Below are 21,249 nucleotides of genomic sequence, written 5' to 3' on the forward strand. Positions count from 1 at the left end.
AATGCACCTCCAATTGTTAGGCTGTGTCTAACAATTGGGGTGCACTTCAAAGTGCATCTCAGCACCCTGAACGGCTTTTCTAATTAAGTTAAATCGCGTTTTAAAAACACAGTATATGAAATACATAAAAATACGAACAAATAAAGTAGTAACATACATGATGCAAATGGGAATGTTACTCCATCAATAAAACTTCCATTCTTTGAAATACTATATAAATCTGTGTTTGCTGGCAATAAATATTTCGCCCAGTTATATCTAGTGGCTGCTAATAAAGCAATATTGCCTGATAAAGCAAGGAATAGCGAAATACCAATTGCACCTCCACTAGATCTCGTTAACACAGAAATCATAAATGCAAACGATGCGTACACAACCGTTGGTAACCACGATAAAACATAATATTTACTTGCTTCTACAAAAATATTTTGTTTTATAATATTTCCATCTTGGAAAATAAACTCACTCCATGCAGGCTGTTGGAATTTATAAATAACAAGTCCACATAAAGCGGAGAAAATCATATTAAATATAAATAATAAAGCTGCAAATATAACGATTGCTAAAAACTTTGCTGTTAAAATTTTAAATCGACTCGCCGGACGGATTGTTAAAAATTTATATGTTCCCCAGCTATATTCATTCGCAAAAATTGTACTTGCATACACGAGGATAAATGGGAGCAAAATTGGAAATACGATAAAACCTGTATCTCTCATGAAAGAAAATGGAGAACTGCTTGCCGGTGCTGTATCCGTATCTAAATGCTTCATTTTAAGCTGGTATTCTTTTACAAGCTCATCCCCTGATTTTTCTGCTAAAATAGCTTCTTTTTTCATGCCAAGCTTTTTCTCAATTTCTACAGTACGTTCTGTATAATCTACTTTCCATCCTTTTGTTTCCGGTTCAAAATACTTTACCGTAACCCATCCTAATCCGATTATTAATACTGCAATAACTGCAAATGGAATAATCGTTCGCTTCCGCTTAAATATTTTATACAGTTCGTTATATACTAAATTAAACAATATCTTTTCCCCCTGTTAATTCTAAAAATTGCTCTTCTAACGTTTTTCTTTCTTCATATACACGATACACTTGAATGTTTTTCTCAAGCAATGTACGAATAACATTTGGGATTTCTTCATCTTTTACGTGAATAATTAATTCATTATCTTTTACTAAAACATCATGCCCTAACATTTCCGCTGCTTTATTCGCATCATCTACACGTATACGGATTGTCTCCATCTCTTCACTTTGACTATGCTGAATGTTTTGCGTAGCCACATATTCCCCGTGCTGAATAATGATAACTCTGTCACACATTAATTCAACTTCTGAAAGTAAGTGACTCGATACAAGTACAGCTTTTCCTTGTTCATGTGCAATTTTTTTTATGTACATTCTCATTTCATGTATTCCACTAGGGTCTAATCCATTCGTCGGTTCATCTAGTACCAACACATCCGGATCGTGAATAAGCGCCTGAGCGATTCCTAAACGTTGTCTCATGCCAAGTGAATATGCTTTTACTTTACGATTAATTACTTGTCCCATTCCTAACAATTTCACTACTTCATCGATACGTTCTTCGGTCACATTACCATTCATTCGTCCGAAATATGTTAAATTTTCATACCCGCTCAAAAAAGGATAAAATTCGGGTGTCTCAATTACCGCCCCAATTTTCGCAGCGGTTTTTTCAAATTGCTGTTTCACAGATTGACCATCAATCCATACTTCACCTTCTGTCATACGGATCATACCAACCATCATTCTCATTAAAGTCGTTTTTCCAGCACCGTTTGGTCCGAGTAAACCGACAACCTCGCCTTTTTTCACTTCAAAACTAATATTTTGTACAAGTGTCTTTGAGCCAATTCGCTTCGTTAACCGATCGACTTTTACAATTGATTGTTCATTTGTCATTCTATACAACCTTTCCTTCCCATTCTTTGTCAGGTCTTTTCACTGTAACATGATTATTTTTATGTGTAAAATAGAAAAAAGCATGATTTCTCATGCCCTTTCTTTTAATCGCAACGAATTTTCATCTTTTAAACTTCGAACAAATCGATAACATTGCATCATCGTTATTAAAACGACAGTCATCATAATTATACTAATAATTACAACTGCATATATTGTAATTGGCGCACTATTTACTCCTTGTATCCCTGCGATTTTCATAAAGATAACCGTGAATAATTTCAAAAATAGCATCCCATTAATTAATCCGAAAACAAATGCTGCTCCATAAATGAATAATTGCTCCTGACATAATAAACATAGTACTTCTTTTCTTTTCATATTTTCTGCTACATAAGATGTAAACTCCTCTCTCCTCACTAGCAAAAGGGAGGACATCATTTTATATGTAGTAAAAATACATATGAAAATTAGTACAATAAACAGTGTGTAAAAATACATTTGAAATACAAATGTATCCCCTACTTTCCAAATGGCTCCTTCATTAAATTGTAACGATATCATAAAAAACAAAATCATAGTACTCATAGCAATCCAAATAAATTGCTTCATCCTTTTGGTAGCAAATGTTCTAATATTTTTTCTCGCTAACCGACATAAAGACATAAAATTCTTCCCCTACCTTATTACATACGCATTCTATACTACTAGTGTATAAAAATATGACATTTTAAACATCGCACTACAATCGGAATTTCTTCTAAGTCTTTAGTCCTAGAAAACGAAATGATAAAAAAATCACATTTAGAATATAATTGTAAAAAGGAGGAGATTGCATGCGTATAAAATTACTATCAATCTTGTCTTTATTATTACTCACAAGTTGTAGCCAACTAAAAAACAATGAAGTTGCCATTGTTGAGCCATACAAATTAACAAAAGAGCAAGCTTCTATTTTACAAATGACTCCTTTTCAAGAAGGAAATAGCATGTTTTATAACATTACGCTTAAAAATGATAAAGATGAAATAAATGCTACAATTGATTATTATAACAATGGTAAAAAAACAAAAGAAATTGCTTACATTGCTACCTCACATTTTCTAGACAAGAAAATAAAACTCTCTTTCATATCGCCATACCCCCACTCTAATGAAGATGTACAAGAAAAAGGGCAATGGTATATTAATATTAATGGTGGTTCAACACTTGTTCCTGAAGAAGCGCCACCAAGCGTAAATAGCTCTGCAACTACTACAATCCAATTCATAAAAAATTTAAAATACAATCTAAAAACAGTTTTAGCTGCTGTAATCCAAACCAGTAAAGAAACTGTAAGCATTCCTACCATTGATGAAGAAACAGGTATTGATCTACTCTTAAAAGAAAATGAACACGTTTATCTATTTAGTATCGAGCTAAAAAAAGAACAATAAAGCGGAGATGCAACTTAAGTTGCATTTCCGCTTTATTGTTTAATAAGGTGTACTTTTATGGATCTGAATTAAATCCATTTTCTGTTACTACTATTACTCGTCTTCTACTTCTATTCTTTTCTTCTCTCTTGCAATTTTTAAAAACTCTAGCAGCTCTGGATTACTATTCATTTTTTTGTAAGCCACTGACATTTCTGCAACAAAATTAGAATCATATAACTCTTTATATACAACTTCTGTTTTATATAACTTATTTGCCGACACCGGTATTACTGTAATTCCAATTCCTGCTGCTACAAGCCCCATAACTGTTTGATACTCTGTTGCTTCTTGTACAATACGCGGACTAAATCCAACTTCTCTGCAAAGAGATAAAATTGTATCATACAAAGCTGGCCATACTGGTCTCGTAATAAATACAAACGGCTCATCTCGTAAATCTTCTATATGTATTTTATCTTTCTCTGCAAGTGGATGTGCCTTTGGTAAACATAAGGTGCATGATAACCTTTGAATTGGCTCTAATTCTAATAATTGCGTTGGAATTGGTGGACGTAAAAAGCCAATATCGATACGGTTATCATGAAGTGCATGAACTTGATCTGGTGTTGACAATTCATGTAATGCAACAGACACTCTCGGAAATTTCTTTCTATATTCCCTAACAATTGATGGTAAAATATCATATATCGCCGCACCTACAAAACCAATTGAAAGTGATCCTACTTCTCCCCTTTGCGCACTTTGTGCAACTTCTACTGCTTTTTCAATTTGTTCAAACGCCTTTTTTACTTCTTTTAAAAACATTTCTCCTGCTTCTGTTAGTTCAACCTTTCTTTTCGTTCTTGAAAATAATGTAACTCCCATTTCTTTTTCTAATTGCTGTATTTGTTGACTAAGTGGTGGTTGTGTCATTTGTAAACGAGCAGCCGCCCGTCCAAAGTGTAACTCTTCTGCCACAACAACAAAATATTGCAAATGCCGTAATTCCATTTTTGGACACCCTTTTCACTTTCGATTAATATGTCTAATATATTAATAACATATAATTTATATATTAGACAAATATTTTGAATGAACGTATAGTAGAAATTGTTAATTCTTTTTTACAATTTTTATGTAAAAAAAGAAAGAGGTGGTTACTGTATGAAATGGTGGAAGTTAAGCGGACAAATTTTATTACTATTTTGTTTCGCTTGGACAGGTGAATGGATTGTAAAACAGGCACACCTCCCAGTTCCAGGAAGTATAATCGGTATTTTTTTATTATTAATTTCATTAAAATTTAACCTAGTTAAAAAAGAATGGATACAGGACGGAGCAGATTTTTTATTAAAAGAACTTATTTTATTTTTCATCCCTTCTGCAGTCGCTGTCATACGTTACAGAGATACACTAACACAATATGGAATCGATCTCATTTTAATTATTATGATTAGCACTCTTTGCGTTACCTTAGTTACAGGACTTTTAACAGAATTGCTACTAAAGCGGAAAGGATCAACGCAATGATCGGATTTCTTTGTTTACTATTAACACTATTCACATATTGGCTATCAAAAAAAATGTATCAACGCTGGAATTGGAGTCTACTTTCTCCTCTTCTCGTCTGTCCCATTATTTTAATTGCTTTATTGCTCGGATTAGATACACCTTATGAAACATATGAATCTGGTGGTCACTGGTTAACTGAATTATTAAAACCCGCAACAGTTGCTTTTGCATGGCCAATCTATAAATACTTTGATTTATTAAAGAAACATGGAATGGCTATCTTACTTAATGTCATTGTCGGTTCGTTTTTATCAGTCATTACTTCAGCACTACTAGCAAATTATTTTCAAATTGATTCATCACTAGAACATAGTTTAGCGCCACATATCGTAACAACACCAATCGCAATGGCTATTTCAGAAATGATTGGTGGTATGTCACAATTAACTGCTGTATTTGTCGTTTTAACTGCCTTAACAGGAGCATTGCTCGGTCCTTCTCTCATACGTATTTGCCGTATTAAAACAGCAATTGCAAAAGGTATTATGTTAGGAACGAGCGCAAACGGAACCGGTACATCAAAAGCATTCGAAATCGGTCCTGTGGAAGGAACAATTGCAAGTTTATCCATGCTTTTAACAGCAGGCGCTAGTTTAGTTATCGTTCCGCTTTTCTTGTCTTGGATACATTAAAGAAGCAAGTATTTACATACTTGCTTCTTTATTTATATATTGGCACAGCAATTCATAATCCTCTGGAAAAGCTAAACACAATTGTTCAACTTCATATATCCCTTTCCAAGCAATTTCATGTATTAACTCATCAGGATCTTGGATTTTCATATTACCGCCTATTTGTTTAACAAAATAATAATGGACATACACTGGAATTCCGTATGTAATACCCTCTTTTTCATATATTTTATTTACAACTTCCACATTGTAACCTGTTTCTTCCCAAACTTCCCTGATACAACATTCTTCTAGTGTCTCTCCCTTTTCAAGTCCTCCACTTGGGACAGACCACCTTTTTTCTTCTCCCTCTTTGCCCTGCAATACCATTAAAACTTCATTTTTTTCATTTACACATACCGCTGCACTACCTATCCATCTCTCCATAAACATCCCTCCCCTACTAAAATTCGCCTTCTTTATTATTTTCCCCTTGAAAAAAAGAGGAAAATAATAAAACAATGACGAAAAGTTACATCAACTTCATAGACAATCCCTTCTTAGAAATTAAAACTGGAAGGATGAAAATATGATTTCTAATTATGTTGTGGAATGTGTCTTTTGTGAAGAAAATCGAAAACCTCGCCAAGCTATTGTCACAGTTCCCGCCACTACTCAGCTACTAGCCCTTGAAAAAGTGCGCGCGGAATGCAAACGTCGCTTCGGAAAAACTGTATTATTGCAAACAGAGATTAAAGAAGAAATAATTTTCGAACAAAAAGAAAGCTGACCATAAATTGGTCAGCTTTCATATCCGATCATATTTTCACATGAAGATTAGGGGCATCCTCTTTAAGGATCGGGATTTTCCCATTATGTACGTTCCATAATGGTCATCGAACAATATATTTCTATGCAATTAACTATTGAATAGAATAGGGCAAAACTTGTTCGCATTTTTAGAAAAGGGATAGGGATATAATTCAAGTAGTACTTCGAATACTCGAACTTTACACTCATAATATTAAAACAAATCCTTTTATATGGGAAATATGAATTACCTATATAATTCATTCGTAAAATATATTAATAGTTTGCTATATTAATTTTATCCCGCTATTTATAGGTAGTAACCCCCTACTGATTATAATTTCACTTTATTCCATCAATAGCATACATCCAGCTAAAACCGGTGTCATAATCATCGAAAACCTCAAAAGCGTTCGCGGTGCATAATTTGTAAACTTCGCGCCAATGTATGCCCCTAACATGGTCCCAATCAATACTTGCAATAACAATATATAATCTAAATATCCTTCCGAACTATATCCTAGCCCGCCTCCAATTGCAATCGGTAATATAACAAGCATTGTTGTCCCTACAGATTGCTGAATCGTAAGTCCCAATAGAACCATTAATCCAAGTTGAATAAACGGTGCAGAACCAATCCCAAATGAACCAGCCATCATTCCAGTAACTAATCCAAGGCATACACATTTCAACAAGTAGTTCACGGAAAACTCTTTATGTTTATATAAAGACGACTGTTCTTTGTTTTGGAACATAATTAATTTAATAAACATAAAAATTGCCGATAAAAATAACATCCCAGCTGTAAACCAATGAAGAAGATGTGCTGGTATAAGTGAACCAAATTTAGAACCAATATAAGAGCCAATTGCGCCAAATCCCCCAACAATCCCGCCTATAATAAGTGCAACATTGCCTTCACGGTAATGACTTACAACACCTGATAATGTCGTAAATGCCATTGCAGTTAAAGATGTTGCAAGAGCAACATGAATAGGAATTTGGAATACTAAAGTGAGTATCGCAATAATAAACCCAGCTCCTCCAGCTCCAACAAATCCTAATAAAATACCCATTACTAACATTGTTATAATAATTGCCACAGACTTTCCCTCCAGTAACACAATTATCCATCATATTTATCCTTACATACAAATAAAAAGCATCCTAGACGGATGCTTTTTATTTCAATGATATGTACTTAATCTTGATTGATCAAAATAACTGCTGGACCAGCGACCACCACTCCAGCTACTTCTATCTTTTCAAATTCCTTTACTGTAATAGAGATAACTCCTTCTCTTTCCATCAATTCTTTACTCAGGACATCAGTCGGGATTGCTTTCACCGTCTTACCTCCTTTTCATTTATACAATATGATAAAGTGAAACTTTAATCAGTGGGGTTTTTGTCCGTACTTATTGATTATTAACCCTCACCAATCGGGCGAATAATCACCCAATGCATCTATATATATGCATCACCTCCGCTTTCATTCCTTATTCCATTCAAAAACCTTCTCCACCTTCCGTGACATATTGAAAAATAAAAAAGAAGCTATAACATATAGCTTCCCTCTACGTTTCTTTAATCTTTATGCACCGTATATTCCATGACTTTACCATCTCTATCAAATTGTAAAACAAGCTGTTCGCTATCTATTGGAATAAAGCCACGTTCAGTCCCAAGATAATACAAAGTGATAACCCCTTCTTCCCCACTTCTCGTTTCCGTTGGAGCTCCTAACAATTGTGTAATTTTTTCATTTGATTTCCCTATTAATTTATATTTTTGTAATAGATCATCTACCATATGTACCCGCTTATCTGCATGATTTAACCATCTATTTTGATTAAACTTTGATGTATATTCATTTACACTTAGTTGTACAGTGCACACTATTAATGGTATGAGTGCTACTATTAAAACCCCCCAACATTTGCTTCTTTTCTTCATTACGATTTTTAGAAACATATAAAATAGCCCTTTGAATCATGACTAATAAAACAAATGGTATAAATACTACAAAAATGCTCCTTACACTTAAGCGTATATGGACCATATCAATGACGAATATAAATACAATGTACATTACTATATACAAACAAAAATAGACATACAAAATGCCACGTAGCATAGCGTTCAGAAAGATCTCTCCTTTTAACTCACTATATAATTCATCCGGCTAATCATTTCTCGAATCTGTTCTAATTCTTGCACTGTATATACTACTTTCCCTGCTAAGATTTCATTTCTGAAGAACGTTACAATTTGCTCCCGATCTTTTAATCTAGGTGTTTCCTCACTAGAAAGGTCTACTATTGCTTTTCCATTTTTATTATAAAAATATACAACTGGTTTTACCTTTTCTTTTATACTATTAGCCTGCATTTCTTTCAAACAACTGTATAAAATTTGAGATAGTTTCTTCGCCTTATATACTGGATTCCCTTCATTTTTCACTTGTATAGTTGACGAATCTTTACCTACTATATATTCAAATGTCTCTTCTTTTTCAACTTCTTGTTGATACTTACCCATTTCATCAATCATAAATGAATATATACCAGCATTTTCTTTCGTTAAACCATGAATTAATTTCTCTCCCCATTCTTTCGTCTCAAGTAGATAAATACCAGTTTTGCACAAGATGAGATGATGGATTCGATTATCATTTATTTCACTATTATTTTTAATAAAAACATTCGGCATGATTTGAAATTCAGCATCTAATATGATGCCTTGCTCTATAAATCCCCGTTTCATATAATGTAATGTCTCGTACGTATTCATTTCAGCGCCGTTTTTAGTATATTCTCGTAAATTTGCAATTAATTTTTGAAACATATGTATTTCATTATTATGTTTATTTTGCATTTCACTACGTTCTTTACTATGCTGCATAGCTAATTGATTTTTCATCATACGCATATTTTCAATTTCTCTATTTGCACTTACTTGTAAATCATTGTATTTTTTCTGTTCCATATTTTTTAAATTATTTTGTTGTTCTGTATGCTCTATCACCGTAGCTGCAATTTCATTTTTATACGTTTCAATAGCTTGTTTCTTTTCAAATTCTACTTGCTGACTCTCTGATTCTAACTGTTTATTTTTATAAAACAGCACAAATACTACAGCTAATAATATTAAAACCGCACCTATTAGCACATAATTCATATTTTTACCCCTTTATTTCATTTTCGATTATTTTTTATAAATATATCTACTATAGTATACTATGGTTTCGATATAGACTTTGTAAAAGTTGTATATTTTTAATAAAAGGCACCTCTGACGGGGCACCTTTTATTTTCACTCTATTGTACACCATACTGAATATAACTTGGATCGTAGTATACCCATTGATTTGTCCCTAAGCAAAGCCATCCATCTTGCTTACTCCATACTCGATACGATTCACCATGATGTAACTGTCTTATAACATTTCCTTTTAATGATGGAGCATCACGCAAATTTACATTATCACCAGTAATAGTCGCCACATAATGTTTATACTGAATATAACTCGGATCATTATATACCCACTGATTTGTCCCTAAACAAAGCCATCCATCTTGTTCTCCCCAAACTTCATATGTTTCGCCACGATTCAATTGGCGAATTACACTAGACTGCAAAGATGGTCCACTTCTCAAATTCACATTATCTCCATTAATTATAGCAACTCCGTACACTGGAGTTGCATTATTAGGCGAAGAAACATTACCTCCACCACTTGATCCATTCCCTTGTAAAGCTTCTAATGAAACTGCAGCTGATACATCACAATTTCCTACACCTGAAATTTGTCCAGAATCTGTGTACTGCCATGCTGTCCACGCTGTCCATCCACCAGCATCAGCAGGAGGTGTACTCGAGTATCTAGCAATCCAAAGCGGAATATCGCTTAATCCGCTAATTCCGAACTCGTTAATATACCAAACTCCTGTATATAACATTACATCTTTTCCAGTAGCCTGTTTCACATAATTTATGAAGCTCCTTGCCCAATTGGATATAGCGCTACCAGTTAAATTACTATCACTCGGATCTTTTGGTGATTCTAAATCCAGAACTGGCATTAAGTCTGTCTGGTTATTTTGTAATATACTCACAAAATATTTCGCCTCTGAAATTGCATCATTTTGTTCTGGGCGTGCAAAATGGTATGCACCAATTAATACATTCGCATTTCGGGCTGCTTGTACATTTTTAGTAAAAGTAGGATCAATGTAATTTACACCTTCTGTCGCTTTTGCATACGCTGCTGGAATTCCAGATGCCTTCACTGCATTCCAATCAATATTCCCTTCCCAATGAGACACATCAATAAACGTAACATTTGAACTTGATCTGTTTTGCATATAAAATCTCCTATCAATTTTTTTACTTCGTATACATACAATATGTACAAGTTTCATAAGAGGACACGACATTTATGCTACAGAAACAAAGAGTAAATATATTTTGTATACAAAATAAAAAAGACCTTGTATTTACAAGGCCTTTTGCAAACTCCCTTTATTTTGTAACAAGTACATATTATAATACAAACCTTGCTCACTCAGTAATTCTTGATGTGTTCCTCTTTCTACTATCTCTCCATCATGCATCACAAAAATTTGATCTGCATCTTGAATTGTAGATAACCTATGCGCAATAGCTATCGTCGTTCTACCTTTTCGCATTTGTTGCAACGCTGTTTGAATAGCCTCTTCTGTTTCTGTATCGATATTAGCTGTTGCTTCATCTAATACTAATACTTTCGGATTCGTTGCAATCGTTCTAGCAAAAGCAATTAATTGCCGTTGACCGCTTGAAAATGCTGCTCCTCTTTCTACTACTTCTGTTTCATACTGATCTGGTAACTTTTCAATAAACGTATTCGCTTGAACAAATCGAGCAGCTTCTTTTACTTCTTCATCCGTAATTTCTTCATTATACATACGAATATTTTGCTTTACATTTCCAGCAAATAAAAATGCATCTTGCAATACGAGTCCTATTTTCTTTCTAATTTCTCGTTCTTCAAATTTTTCTAAACCTACACCGTCTATTACAATATTTCCAGACTTAATATTATAAAATCGCATTAACAAATTCATAATCGTACTTTTTCCGCTACCAGTATGCCCAACAAAAGCAACCGTTTGCCCTTGTTTCACGTGAAATGATACATTTTTTAAAACGTCACGCTTTCCATCATACGAAAAAGTAACATTTTTAAATTCAATCTCTCCATCCACTACTTGAGGATTCTCATTTCCTTTTTGAACTGGTGCTAAATCTTTTTCATCCATTAAATGAAATACACGTGATGATGAAACAAGTGCCTGTTGGAAAAAGGACAATTTCATCATCATCTCATTTACAGGTTGGAAGAAACGATGTATATAGTTAACAAAAGCATATAAAACTCCTACTTCAACAGGGCTCTTTAAAGCATCAATCCCAAATAAACCTAGTACTAACGCAATAGCTACAATATGTACTAAATCTGTAGCTGGTCGTAAAAGTAATGCGTCTAACTTCAACGTACGTCGTCCTGCACTATAATGTTTATTATTCACTTCTTCAAACTCTTTTCTCATACGTTTTTCTTGTCTGAACACTTGAACAATATTCATTCCTTGTATGGACTCGTTCAACTTTGCATTTAACACGCTTAGTTGATTACGTACTTCTAAATAAAAAGCTGCACTTTTCCGGCGATATAATACCATAATCGCAAACATTATCGGAATTAATACGAGAGAAAATAACGCTAATTTTACATCTAATAAAAACATCGCTATTAAAATACCTACTAAAAAGACTACATTTTTCACAAATGTTGATAATACACTCACATAAAAATCTTTAATCGCTTCCGTATCATTCGTTATGCGCGATACGAGCGTACCAATTGGCGTACGGTCAAAGAAACTTAATGACAGTTTTTGAACATGTTCATATACTTCAACTCGCATATCTTGAACAATCTTAAAAGCAATGTTCTGAAAGTACAATAGATTTAAATACGTAAATAATACTTTTAATAAATGAGCAACTATGTAAATTACAAATAAAGTAACGAGCGCTGATCGTTCAAAATCCCGCGGTACTAGGTGTTCATCGAGGAATTGTTTAATTAAAAAAGGCCCCATCATTTCCGTTACTGTCGCACCAACTAAAAAGATAAATGCTAAAGATAGCAACCCTTTATATGGCTTCATATAAGAAAGCAATCTACTTAAATCACTTCGCTTCTTCTCTACCATCATACGCCTCCTTTCTCGACTAAAGCTTCTAATTGCTGGCTTTCATACATTTCCTTATACCAGCCGTTTTCCTTCATTAATTCCTCATGTGTACCTCTTTGTACAATTCTACCTTCATCAACAACAAGAATAAGATTGGCATGCTGAATTGCACTTAATCGGTGTGCAGTAATAATCGTCGTTTTCCCTGCTCTTTCCCTCTTTAAGGCACTTAAAATTGTCTCTTCTGTTTTTGCATCTACCGCTGATAAACAATCATCCAAAATTAAAATTTCAGCATTTGTTAATAAAGCACGAGCAATAGAGATTCGCTGTTTTTGACCACCAGATAACGAAACGCCTCTTTCCCCTACTACTGTTTCATATCCTTCTGAAAATTGGAGGATATCATTATGAATACAAGCAATATCTGCAGCTTGGGTAATTTCATTATATGTAGCATCCGCCTTTCCAAAAGCAATATTCTCACCAATACTTGCTGAAAATAAAAAATGATCTTGTGGCACATATGAAATAGCAGAACGGACACCATGAAGTGTTAAATCTCGAATATCTCGCCCCCCAACTTTTAATTCACCATTAAAATGATCATACTCACGGATTAAACATTTTAATAAAGTCGTTTTCCCTGCACCTGTACGTCCTACAACTCCTAGCGTTTCGCCCTTCTTCAAATCAAAGTGAATATCGTTTAAATGTAACAGTTCATTTTTCTTATACGAAAATGAATCAACGGCAAACGAAACATTACCGCTCGCTATCGTATGTACAGCATCTTCTCTATTTACTACATCTGATTTTTGTGAAAGAATTTTTTCTACACGGTCATATGAAGCACGCCCACGCTCCATAATATTGAACAACCATCCAAACGCTAACATTGGCCAAACGAGGGTACCTAAATATGTCGTAAATGTAACGAGATCACCTACTGTTAATTCACCTCTTACAACTAATACCGATCCGTAACATACTGCAATTAAAAAAGAAAATCCAACGATAAAAGCGATTGTCGGATCAAATAACGAATCAATACGTGCAACTAACACATTTTTATGCACAACATCTTCTGATTTTTTTCGAAACGCCTGCAAATCTTCTTTCTCTTGTCCAAGCGATCGAATCACTTTCATTCCACTCATACTCTCTTGCACTTTATCATTAATTTCCGAAAACGATTGCTGTGCTTTATGAAACCTTTTATGTAATAACGTTCCATAATAATTTGTCGAAATGGCTACAATCGGCATCGGAATTAAACTTAACAATGTTAACTTCCAATTAATTGTAAAACCCATCGCTACGAGTACACATCCCCCAACAGCTAATGAATCAACAAGCGTTAAAACACCCGCTCCAGCAGTTTGCTGGATCGCTTGAATATCATTGGTCGCATGTGCCATTAAATCACCTGTTCGATTTGACTGATAGAAAGATGGACTCATCTTTGTAAAATGTTCATATAAATTTTTTCGTAATTGGCGAGCTAATTTTAACGAAGACCCGAAAATCATAATACGCCATATGTAACGTAATATGTACATCGTAATACCTACAATTACTAATAGTACAACCCAATTTAGTAACTTATTGGTCGTCAATGTTCCATCATTAATTTCATCTACAACGATTCCAATTACTTTTGGTGCTACAAGTTCTAAAAGTGCAACGCCAAATAATAAAATAATTCCGGTTATGTACGCTCGTTTTTCTTGTTTAAAAAACCACGCTAAATTCATAAACACTTTCATTTTTTTCCTCCTCCCTTAAAATGAGCGATGTTTTCAGTTTACCAAAAATACAGAATTTTTAAAAGTTTTAAAAACTGTAACTAACAAAAAGAAAGACACTCTTAGTGAGTGTCTTTTAGCGCTTATTTCATTTGTTGCTTGTTCATCGCGCTCATCATTTGATTGATTTTCTTTTGGGAAGGTTTTTGTCCCATTTGCATCATCATCATTTTTAACATTTGTTCGTTAATTGGTGGATTTTTTTGTAAGTAATTCATCATGTATTTGCGGGCAATGAAAAATCCTAACGCCACGCCTGCTACTAGTGCTACTACGCCCACTAGAATACCTAACCAAATTGGCATATATTTTCCTCCTTCATGTTGTCTACCTTACAGTGTACTAAAACCTTTTCAATAAGACAAGATACAATTCGACATTTTTTACACATATGTTCGTACTTGTTTTAGAGGATTCAGCCATCCGTACTTTGTATTTTCATAATCCATAGCTAAAAATGTTAATTCACACTTTCTTAACACCTCAAAGAAAGTCGTTTCCATAGAGACATTTCCAGAGGTATTCATACGAATATAGTGCGGTTTCACCATTATTTCACCGTACTCCGCTCCCGTATAAAGTGTATGTGTATGATGTGTTCTATCATATTTACCAAGAACGCGCAAAGCTTGTTCTAATTTATGATGAATTTTCATTACTTGCAATGGTTTCGTTATATACATCATTTGTTTATATAACACTTTTTTCTCCGAAAGGGACCCAGATTCTGAAAATCGAGCAAATAAATCAAAAAACAAATATTCACGACCAAAATAAGATTTCGCAATATCCTCTTGAATTAAATACAATTCATACGTTTTCATTTTTCCCCTCCCAATCTGGACAACCTTTTCTCTTCATTATATATAAGAAAATTTGCAATGATTGTCTGACTGTGGAGAGATAAAAAACTTTTTCTGTCGAAAAAACTCATTTACATAGAAAAATCTCTCCATGCCGGAGAGATTTTTCTGAAATCATTAAAGCATTTCTTTTACTTTACGAACAACGTTCTCTACAGTAAATCCATACTCTTCCATAATCTTCTCACCAGGAGCAGAAGCACCGAATGTATCGATACCTAACACATCTCCTTCAAGACCTACGTAACGGTGCCATCCGAATGTAGCACCCATTTCAATTGCGAAACGTTTTGTTACTGCTTTTGGTAATACAGATTCTTTGTACTCTGCAGTTTGAGCTTCAAAACGATCCATAGATGGCATGCTGACAACAGCTGCGTCAACGCCGTCTGTTGCTAATGCTTTTTGAGCTTCAACAGCTAGGCTTACTTCAGATCCAGTTGCAAGTAAGATAACATCAGCCGTTTCTTTCTTGCTTGCAGAAACTACATATGCACCTTTTGCTACTTTTTCATAGGTATCATCTTTTGCACCTTCTAATGTTGGAAGGTCTTGACGAGTTAATACTAAAGCAGTTGGTTTGTTTGTAGATTCTAAAGCCAGTCTCCAAGCTGCAACAGATTCGTTACCATCAGCTGGACGGATAACAGAAACGTTCGGCATTGCACGAAGCGCTGCTAATTGCTCGACTGGTTCATGTGTTGGACCATCTTCACCAACAGCGATACTGTCATGTGTGAATACATACGTTACTGGCAATTGCATTAATGCTGCAAGGCGAATTGCTGGACGTAAGTAATCAGAGAATACGAAGAACGTACCACCGTAAGTTTTTAAACCGCCATGTAGTGCAATACCGTTCATTGCTGCACCCATTGCGAACTCACGTACACCGTACCAAATGTTTTTACCGCTGTAATCGTCTCTTGTAAAGTCTTTTTCGTTATTCATGTATGTTTTGTTAGAACCAGCAAGGTCAGCAGATCCACCGAAGAATGATGGTACAGATTCTGCAATTGCATTAATTACAGCACCAGAAGAATTACGAGTTGCTGCTTTTGATCCTAATTCATAAGTTGGTAAGTTTTGCTCCCAACCTTCTGGAAGTTGACCGTTCATTGCTGCTTGGAATTCGTTTGCTAATTCTGGGTATGCTTGTGCATATTCACCTAGCATAGTGTTCCACTCTGCTTGCGTAGTTTCACCAACATCTTGTACTGCTTTACGGAAGTTGTCGTACACCTCTTCTGCTACGTGGAAATCTTGCGCAGCAGTCCAAGCATATGCTTCTTTCGTTAATTTTGTTTCTTCTACACCAAGTGGAGAACCATGTGAAGCTGATTTTCCTGATTTGTTTGGAGAACCGAAACCAATTGTCGTTCTTACTTCAATTAGCGTTGGGCGTTTTTCGTCAGCTTTCGCTTCTTCAATTGCTTTCGCAATTGCTTCAATATCGTTTCCATCCTCAACACGGATTACTTGCCATCCGTATGCTTTGTAACGATCTTCTACACTTTCAGAGAATGAACGATTTAAATCGCCATCTAATGAAATATCGTTTGAATCATAAAGCACAACAAGGCGACCTAATTGTAAATGAGCAGCTAATGAAGATGCTTCAGCAGAAACGCCTTCCATTAAATCTCCATCACCACAAATAGCGTATGTATAATGATCTACTACATTATACGCATCACGGTTATATTTAGCAGCTAAATGCCTTTCAGCCATTGCCATACCTACAGCAGTTGCAATACCTTGTCCAAGTGGACCAGTCGTTGCATCTACACCAGCTGTATGACCGTACTCAGGATGTCCTGGAGTTTTGCTTCCCCATTGACGGAAGTTCTTTAAGTCATCCATTGTTACATCATAACCAGATAGGTGAAGTAGGCTGTATAATAACATTGAACCATGACCTGCAGATAATACGAAACGATCACGGTTAAACCACGTTGGGTTATTTGGATTGTGTTTCATAAATTGAGTCCATAATGTATAAGCCATTGGTGCTGCACCCATTGGCATTCCTGGGTGACCAGAGTTTGCTTTTTCAATCGCATCGATGGATAATGTGCGAATCGTGTTGATAGAAAGTTGTTCGATTGAATGTGACATGCTATTCTTCCCTTCGCTTATATTAGTAAACGTTTTATACATTTATATGATAGCTTCCCACGCAAGATTATACAACATGTATCGACAAATATGTTGATATTTTTTTGATTTTTTATAAAAAAATCAATGTTTCCGGGAATGTATGGGTATTCAATATGACATACTTTTTCATTATTTTTATTTTAAAAAGAAAGGGAATTATCTGTATATTTATACAAATTTCTTTTCTATACTTACTTTTTTCATTATGTTTTTAAAAACATAAAAAAGCATCTAACTTCGATGCTTTTCAAATAAGTTAAACAATCCGTTTCCGAATCGAACTTGAAATCAAATCAATTATAATTACCATTAAAATGATACCTAATAAAATAATCCCAACACGAGACCAATTCCGTGAACTCAGCGCAAAAATTAACGGTGTACCAATCCCCCCTGCTCCAATAACACCTAATATCGCAGCGGACCTTACATTAATTTCAAATCTGTATAACGTATACGATAGAAAATCCGGTAACACTTGTGGTAACACTGCATACCAAAGTATTTGAAATCGATTTGCCCCTGTTGCTAGTAACGCTTCCGTCGGTCCTTTATCTATGTTTTCAATTCCTTCTGAATATAGTTTCCCTAACATTCCAATAGAATGTAATCCTAGAGCTAATACTCCTGCAAAAGAGCCTGGTCCAACAGCTTTTATAAATAAAAGAGCCATAACTAATTCAGGAAACGTACGAACAAAACTAAGTACAAATTTCCCAGATCCTGAAGTTAATTTTCCACTACTCATATTCGTTGCCGCCCAAAAGGCAAACGGAACAGATAAAAATGCAGAAATAAATGTTCCTAATATTGCAATTGCCAACGTATCAATTAATCCATGTAATAAATCTTCACCATCTGGCAAAGATACATACGACCAGTCTGGATTCAATATCCCTGTCATAATTGCTTTCGTGATTTCTCCCGTCGTTTCCTTTATTCCCTCTAGTGGTACTCCTGAAAAGGCCCAAACATAAACAAATGTAATTGCTATAAAAATAACCCAGCGATATATACTCGGTTTCTTCGGTTTTGGTACGATTATAGTCGTTTTACTCATTATAATTTCTCCCGCAACAATGTACTTACATAATCAATTACCAATACAACAACAAGAGTATAGATGATAATAGATGCAGTTTGTTGATATTGTAAAAATCCAAGTGTACGATCATAATATAGTCCAATACCACCTGCTCCTACTAAACCTAGGACAGCCGCTGCACGTACATTCACCTCAAATGTATATAGTACATAGGAAACAAAGTGTGCTTTTACTTGTGGAATGACTCCATAAACAATCCATTGCACCTTAGTAGCCCCTACAGCTGTCATCGCTTCTAATGGGCCAGGGTCAATTGATTCAATTGATTCATACAACAATTTCGCTACAAGTCCAATTGAAAAAAAAGTAAGAGCCAAAATACCTGGAAGTGGCCCAATTCCAAAAATCGCTACGAAAATAGCCGCCAATAATAAATCTGGTATCGTTCGTATAAAATTTAAAATCATTCGAGCTAGACTGTATAAAAATGTGTTAGTAAACACATTACTTGCTGCAAACAATGCAAGTGGAATAGCTAAAATCGCTCCTAAGGTCGTCCCAATAATCGCCATACGTATTGTATCTAACATCGCTGTTGTAATAACTTGAAAATAACTCCAATCAGGTGGCACCATTTCTTTCAATAGATCTACCATATTAGGAAAACCGTCTACCAGTTTTGAAAATGATGCATCTACTTGTACACTACTACTCCACAGCATTAAAATAACTAAAATAAACGTTAACATATGTTTCAATTTACTCGGCGGCTTCGGTATTTCATTTGAATATATCGTCACGTCATTCATTTTACTACCACCTCTAATAATTCGCTTTTCTGAGCAACGTCCCCATAAATTTCAGCAAATTTTTCATCCGTTGCTTCTTCTACTAAACCGTCAAAAACAATTTCTCCTGCATGTAATCCGATAATGCGTGTCGCATATTGTCTAGCCAAATCAATAGAATGTAAATTTACAATTGTCGTGATTCCAAAATCTTCATTAATTTTTTTCAAATCATCTAGCACTTGCTTTGTCGTAAGTGGATCTAACGATGCAACAGGCTCATCTGCCAATATGATTTTTGCTTCTTGTGCCAATGCTCTAGCTATCGATACACGTTGCTGTTGTCCTCCTGATAATTCATCAGCACGTGCATATGCTTTTTCTAAAATATTCACTCTTTTTAACGCTTGAAATGCGAGCTCCACATCTTCTTTCGGAAACAAACCTAACGTTGTACGTAATGTGGAATGATATCCAACACGACCAGCTAATACATTTTTTAATACTGTTGATCGCTTTACAAGGTTAAAACTTTGGAAGATCATACCGATATCCCGGCGCATACGCCTTAATCCTTTTCCTTTCGCAGCAGTAATAGACTCACCTTCAATAATGATTTCTCCTTCGGTAATCTCATGAAGACGATTTACGGATCTGAGAAGTGTAGATTTTCCAGCTCCGGATAATCCGACCATTACAATAAACTCACCTTTTTGAATCTTTAAATTTATATTATTCAATCCCTTTGTTCCATTCGGATACATTTTGGAAACATTTCGAAACTCTATCACACATCTTACCTACTTTCAATGTATTATCAATAACTAAAAAACGGCAAACTAACTGAAATCTCACACCTTCCAGCTAGCCGCCACTTCACTATGTATTATTGCGTCTTCACTGTCTTTCCATATTCACGAACAATATCAAATTTACTATCATCAGATTTAATATATCCTTCATGAGAATATACTTCTTTAATGATTTTACGGCCTTCCTCATTTTTTCCAATTTCAATGAAAGCATCTTGTAATTTCTTGCTCCACTCTGCATCTAAATCAGAACGTACAGAAATTGTATCGTTCGGAATTTTCTCAGTAAATTTCACTATTTTCGTTTGATCAAATATATTCGGATAATCTTTTTTTACAATATTACGAGCATCTTGGAATACAACAGCTGCATCTACATCACCATTTAAAAGTGCAATAAGTGACTGATCATGGCCTTTTAATGTAACAGGTTTCACATCCTTTAGCGGATCAATTCCCTCTTTTAATAGAACAGCTGCAGGCCATACATATCCTGCTGATGATGTTACATCTTGATAACCAATTTTTTTACCTTTTAAATCTTTTACACTATTTATATTAGAGTCTTTTTTAACAACAAACTCAGATTTATAATAGTCTACTAAATCTTTTGTAGGAGCTCCTGTTTCATCCTCTACTCCAAAACGTTGTGCTTGCAAAATTACATTTGCAGCCTTCTTTTCATGTGCTAATACGTACGCTGTTGGCGGTAAAAATCCTACATCTACTTGTTTAGATGCCATCGCTTCTACAATTGTATTGTAGTTAGTTGAAATACTAACTTTTACCGGAATATTTAATTTATCGCTTAATAGCTTTTCCAATGGTTTTGCCTTTGCCTCTAACGTATCCGCATTTTGAGAAGGAACAAATTGAACATTTAAGGTCTTTGGTACATAACCTTTTTTCGTATCTTCATTTTTACTTGCACTTGACTCTTTCGTCCCGCAGCCACTTAATAATCCCGCCGCTAGTACAACTGTTGTACTCATTGCAAAAACTTTTTTCAACATATTAATGCCTCCATTTTTCTTGTTATAAAATAACCTTCCGTAAACATGAAGAAATATATCACATATTTTGATACACAATTGGTTATTTACAGAATCTTTACACATTCTATACATTCACATCAAAATTCACTTCACATATTTGATATGATTAATTGGAAGATAACAATAGAAA

22 protein-coding genes and 1 pseudogene are annotated in these 21,249 nt (G+C 34.7%); 4 read left to right on the forward strand and 19 right to left on the reverse strand.

All coding sequences use genetic code 11. The features are described from left to right. Positions 1 to 83 precede the first annotated feature (83 nt). The 3 genes from MHI26_RS18660 to MHI26_RS18670 all read right to left on the reverse strand — a co-directional run bounded on the left by MHI26_RS18660 (position 84) and on the right by MHI26_RS18670 (position 2,598). Positions 84 to 1,028, reverse strand: coding sequence for an ABC transporter permease (locus MHI26_RS18660; protein WP_000482756.1), 945 nt, complete (start codon positions 1,026 to 1,028; stop codon positions 84 to 86). Next, entirely contained in the window at positions 1,021 to 1,932 is a 912-nt protein-coding gene (locus MHI26_RS18665) for an ABC transporter ATP-binding protein (RefSeq protein WP_000180625.1), read from the reverse strand. The genes MHI26_RS18660 and MHI26_RS18665 overlap by 8 nt, the downstream gene beginning before the upstream one ends. 90 nt (positions 1,933 to 2,022) lie before the next feature. Beyond that, on the reverse strand, positions 2,023 to 2,598 hold the full coding sequence (locus MHI26_RS18670; RefSeq protein WP_000050613.1) for an FtsX-like permease family protein: 576 nt from the start codon (positions 2,596 to 2,598) through the stop codon (positions 2,023 to 2,025). A gap of 170 nt (positions 2,599 to 2,768) precedes the next feature. Between MHI26_RS18670 and MHI26_RS18675 the strand changes: the two genes are divergently transcribed. Beyond that, complete coding sequence (locus MHI26_RS18675; protein ID WP_061667541.1) at positions 2,769 to 3,368, forward strand: hypothetical protein; 600 nt, start codon at positions 2,769 to 2,771, stop codon at positions 3,366 to 3,368. Between the two features lie 93 nt (positions 3,369 to 3,461). On the opposite strand, the gene alsR is transcribed toward MHI26_RS18675, so the two are convergent. Continuing rightward, a complete protein-coding gene (gene alsR, locus MHI26_RS18680) occupies positions 3,462 to 4,361 on the reverse strand; it encodes an acetoin biosynthesis transcriptional regulator AlsR (RefSeq protein ID WP_061667542.1) in 900 nt (299 codons plus the stop codon). Positions 4,362 to 4,514: 153 nt separating this feature from the next. Here alsR and MHI26_RS18685 point away from each other — a divergent pair, with 153 nt between their 5' ends. Both MHI26_RS18685 and MHI26_RS18690 read left to right on the forward strand, forming a co-directional pair. Next, a complete protein-coding gene (locus tag MHI26_RS18685; protein ID WP_000872375.1) occupies positions 4,515 to 4,880 on the forward strand; it encodes a CidA/LrgA family holin-like protein in 366 nt (121 codons plus the stop codon). Continuing rightward, positions 4,877 to 5,554, forward strand: a complete 678-nt coding sequence (locus tag MHI26_RS18690) for an LrgB family protein (protein WP_000578965.1) — start codon at positions 4,877 to 4,879, stop codon at positions 5,552 to 5,554. The genes MHI26_RS18685 and MHI26_RS18690 overlap by 4 nt, the downstream gene beginning before the upstream one ends. A 12-nt stretch (positions 5,555 to 5,566) precedes the next feature. Here the strand turns inward: MHI26_RS18690 and MHI26_RS18695 are convergent, their stop codons facing one another. Next, on the reverse strand, positions 5,567 to 5,980 hold the full coding sequence (locus tag MHI26_RS18695) for an NUDIX hydrolase (protein WP_000442974.1): 414 nt from the start codon (positions 5,978 to 5,980) through the stop codon (positions 5,567 to 5,569). A 142-nt stretch (positions 5,981 to 6,122) separates the two neighbouring features. Between MHI26_RS18695 and MHI26_RS18700 the strand changes: the two genes are divergently transcribed. Beyond that, positions 6,123 to 6,323 (forward strand): DUF3903 domain-containing protein, encoded by a 201-nt coding sequence (locus tag MHI26_RS18700; RefSeq protein WP_000625226.1) that lies wholly within the window; start codon positions 6,123 to 6,125, stop codon positions 6,321 to 6,323. 367 nt (positions 6,324 to 6,690) lie between these two features. On the opposite strand, the gene MHI26_RS18705 is transcribed toward MHI26_RS18700, so the two are convergent. The 14 genes and pseudogenes from MHI26_RS18705 to MHI26_RS18770 all read right to left on the reverse strand — a co-directional run bounded on the left by MHI26_RS18705 (position 6,691) and on the right by MHI26_RS18770 (position 21,077). Next, on the reverse strand, positions 6,691 to 7,446 hold the full coding sequence (locus tag MHI26_RS18705) for a sulfite exporter TauE/SafE family protein (protein WP_000974668.1): 756 nt from the start codon (positions 7,444 to 7,446) through the stop codon (positions 6,691 to 6,693). Positions 7,447 to 7,544: 98 nt separating this feature from the next. Then, a complete protein-coding gene (locus MHI26_RS18710; RefSeq protein ID WP_000644411.1) occupies positions 7,545 to 7,691 on the reverse strand; it encodes a BC1881 family protein in 147 nt (48 codons plus the stop codon). Positions 7,692 to 7,930: 239 nt separating this feature from the next. Then, positions 7,931 to 8,480: pseudogene (locus MHI26_RS18715) on the reverse strand (hypothetical protein). 23 nt (positions 8,481 to 8,503) lie between these two features. Further along, positions 8,504 to 9,523, reverse strand: coding sequence for an NERD domain-containing protein (locus MHI26_RS18720; protein WP_001110281.1), 1,020 nt, complete (start codon positions 9,521 to 9,523; stop codon positions 8,504 to 8,506). Positions 9,524 to 9,663: 140 nt separating this feature from the next. Further along, a complete protein-coding gene (locus MHI26_RS18725; RefSeq protein ID WP_001181395.1) occupies positions 9,664 to 10,710 on the reverse strand; it encodes a GH25 family lysozyme in 1,047 nt (348 codons plus the stop codon). A 132-nt stretch (positions 10,711 to 10,842) separates the two neighbouring features. Then, on the reverse strand, positions 10,843 to 12,606 hold the full coding sequence (locus tag MHI26_RS18730) for an ABC transporter ATP-binding protein (RefSeq protein ID WP_000229519.1): 1,764 nt from the start codon (positions 12,604 to 12,606) through the stop codon (positions 10,843 to 10,845). Next, a complete protein-coding gene (locus tag MHI26_RS18735) occupies positions 12,606 to 14,357 on the reverse strand; it encodes an ABC transporter ATP-binding protein (protein ID WP_000862465.1) in 1,752 nt (583 codons plus the stop codon). The genes MHI26_RS18730 and MHI26_RS18735 overlap by 1 nt, the downstream gene beginning before the upstream one ends. A 122-nt stretch (positions 14,358 to 14,479) precedes the next feature. Continuing rightward, positions 14,480 to 14,701, reverse strand: a complete 222-nt coding sequence (locus MHI26_RS18740; protein ID WP_001123317.1) for a YneF family protein — start codon at positions 14,699 to 14,701, stop codon at positions 14,480 to 14,482. Between the two features lie 78 nt (positions 14,702 to 14,779). Then, positions 14,780 to 15,220 (reverse strand): sporulation inhibitor of replication protein SirA, encoded by a 441-nt coding sequence (gene sirA / locus MHI26_RS18745; RefSeq protein WP_000860652.1) that lies wholly within the window; start codon positions 15,218 to 15,220, stop codon positions 14,780 to 14,782. Positions 15,221 to 15,376: 156 nt separating this feature from the next. Beyond that, a complete protein-coding gene (gene tkt / locus MHI26_RS18750) occupies positions 15,377 to 17,377 on the reverse strand; it encodes a transketolase (RefSeq protein ID WP_000019765.1) in 2,001 nt (666 codons plus the stop codon). Positions 17,378 to 17,675: 298 nt separating this feature from the next. Beyond that, complete coding sequence (phnE, locus tag MHI26_RS18755; RefSeq protein ID WP_061667543.1) at positions 17,676 to 18,479, reverse strand: phosphonate ABC transporter, permease protein PhnE; 804 nt, start codon at positions 18,477 to 18,479, stop codon at positions 17,676 to 17,678. Then, entirely contained in the window at positions 18,479 to 19,273 is a 795-nt protein-coding gene (gene phnE / locus MHI26_RS18760) for a phosphonate ABC transporter, permease protein PhnE (RefSeq protein WP_001000775.1), read from the reverse strand. Before phnE (MHI26_RS18760) ends, phnE (MHI26_RS18755) begins: the two co-directional genes overlap by 1 nt. Then, positions 19,270 to 20,043, reverse strand: coding sequence for a phosphonate ABC transporter ATP-binding protein (gene phnC, locus MHI26_RS18765; protein ID WP_061667544.1), 774 nt, complete (start codon positions 20,041 to 20,043; stop codon positions 19,270 to 19,272). Before phnC ends, phnE (MHI26_RS18760) begins: the two co-directional genes overlap by 4 nt. A 95-nt stretch (positions 20,044 to 20,138) precedes the next feature. Continuing rightward, positions 20,139 to 21,077, reverse strand: a complete 939-nt coding sequence (locus MHI26_RS18770) for a phosphate/phosphite/phosphonate ABC transporter substrate-binding protein (protein WP_000915063.1) — start codon at positions 21,075 to 21,077, stop codon at positions 20,139 to 20,141. Positions 21,078 to 21,249: the final 172 nt, after the last annotated feature.

It is taken from the genome of Bacillus sp. FSL K6-1218, from assembly GCF_038006445.1.
GTDB classification, from domain to species: domain Bacteria; phylum Bacillota; class Bacilli; order Bacillales; family Bacillaceae_G; genus Bacillus_A; species Bacillus_A thuringiensis_S.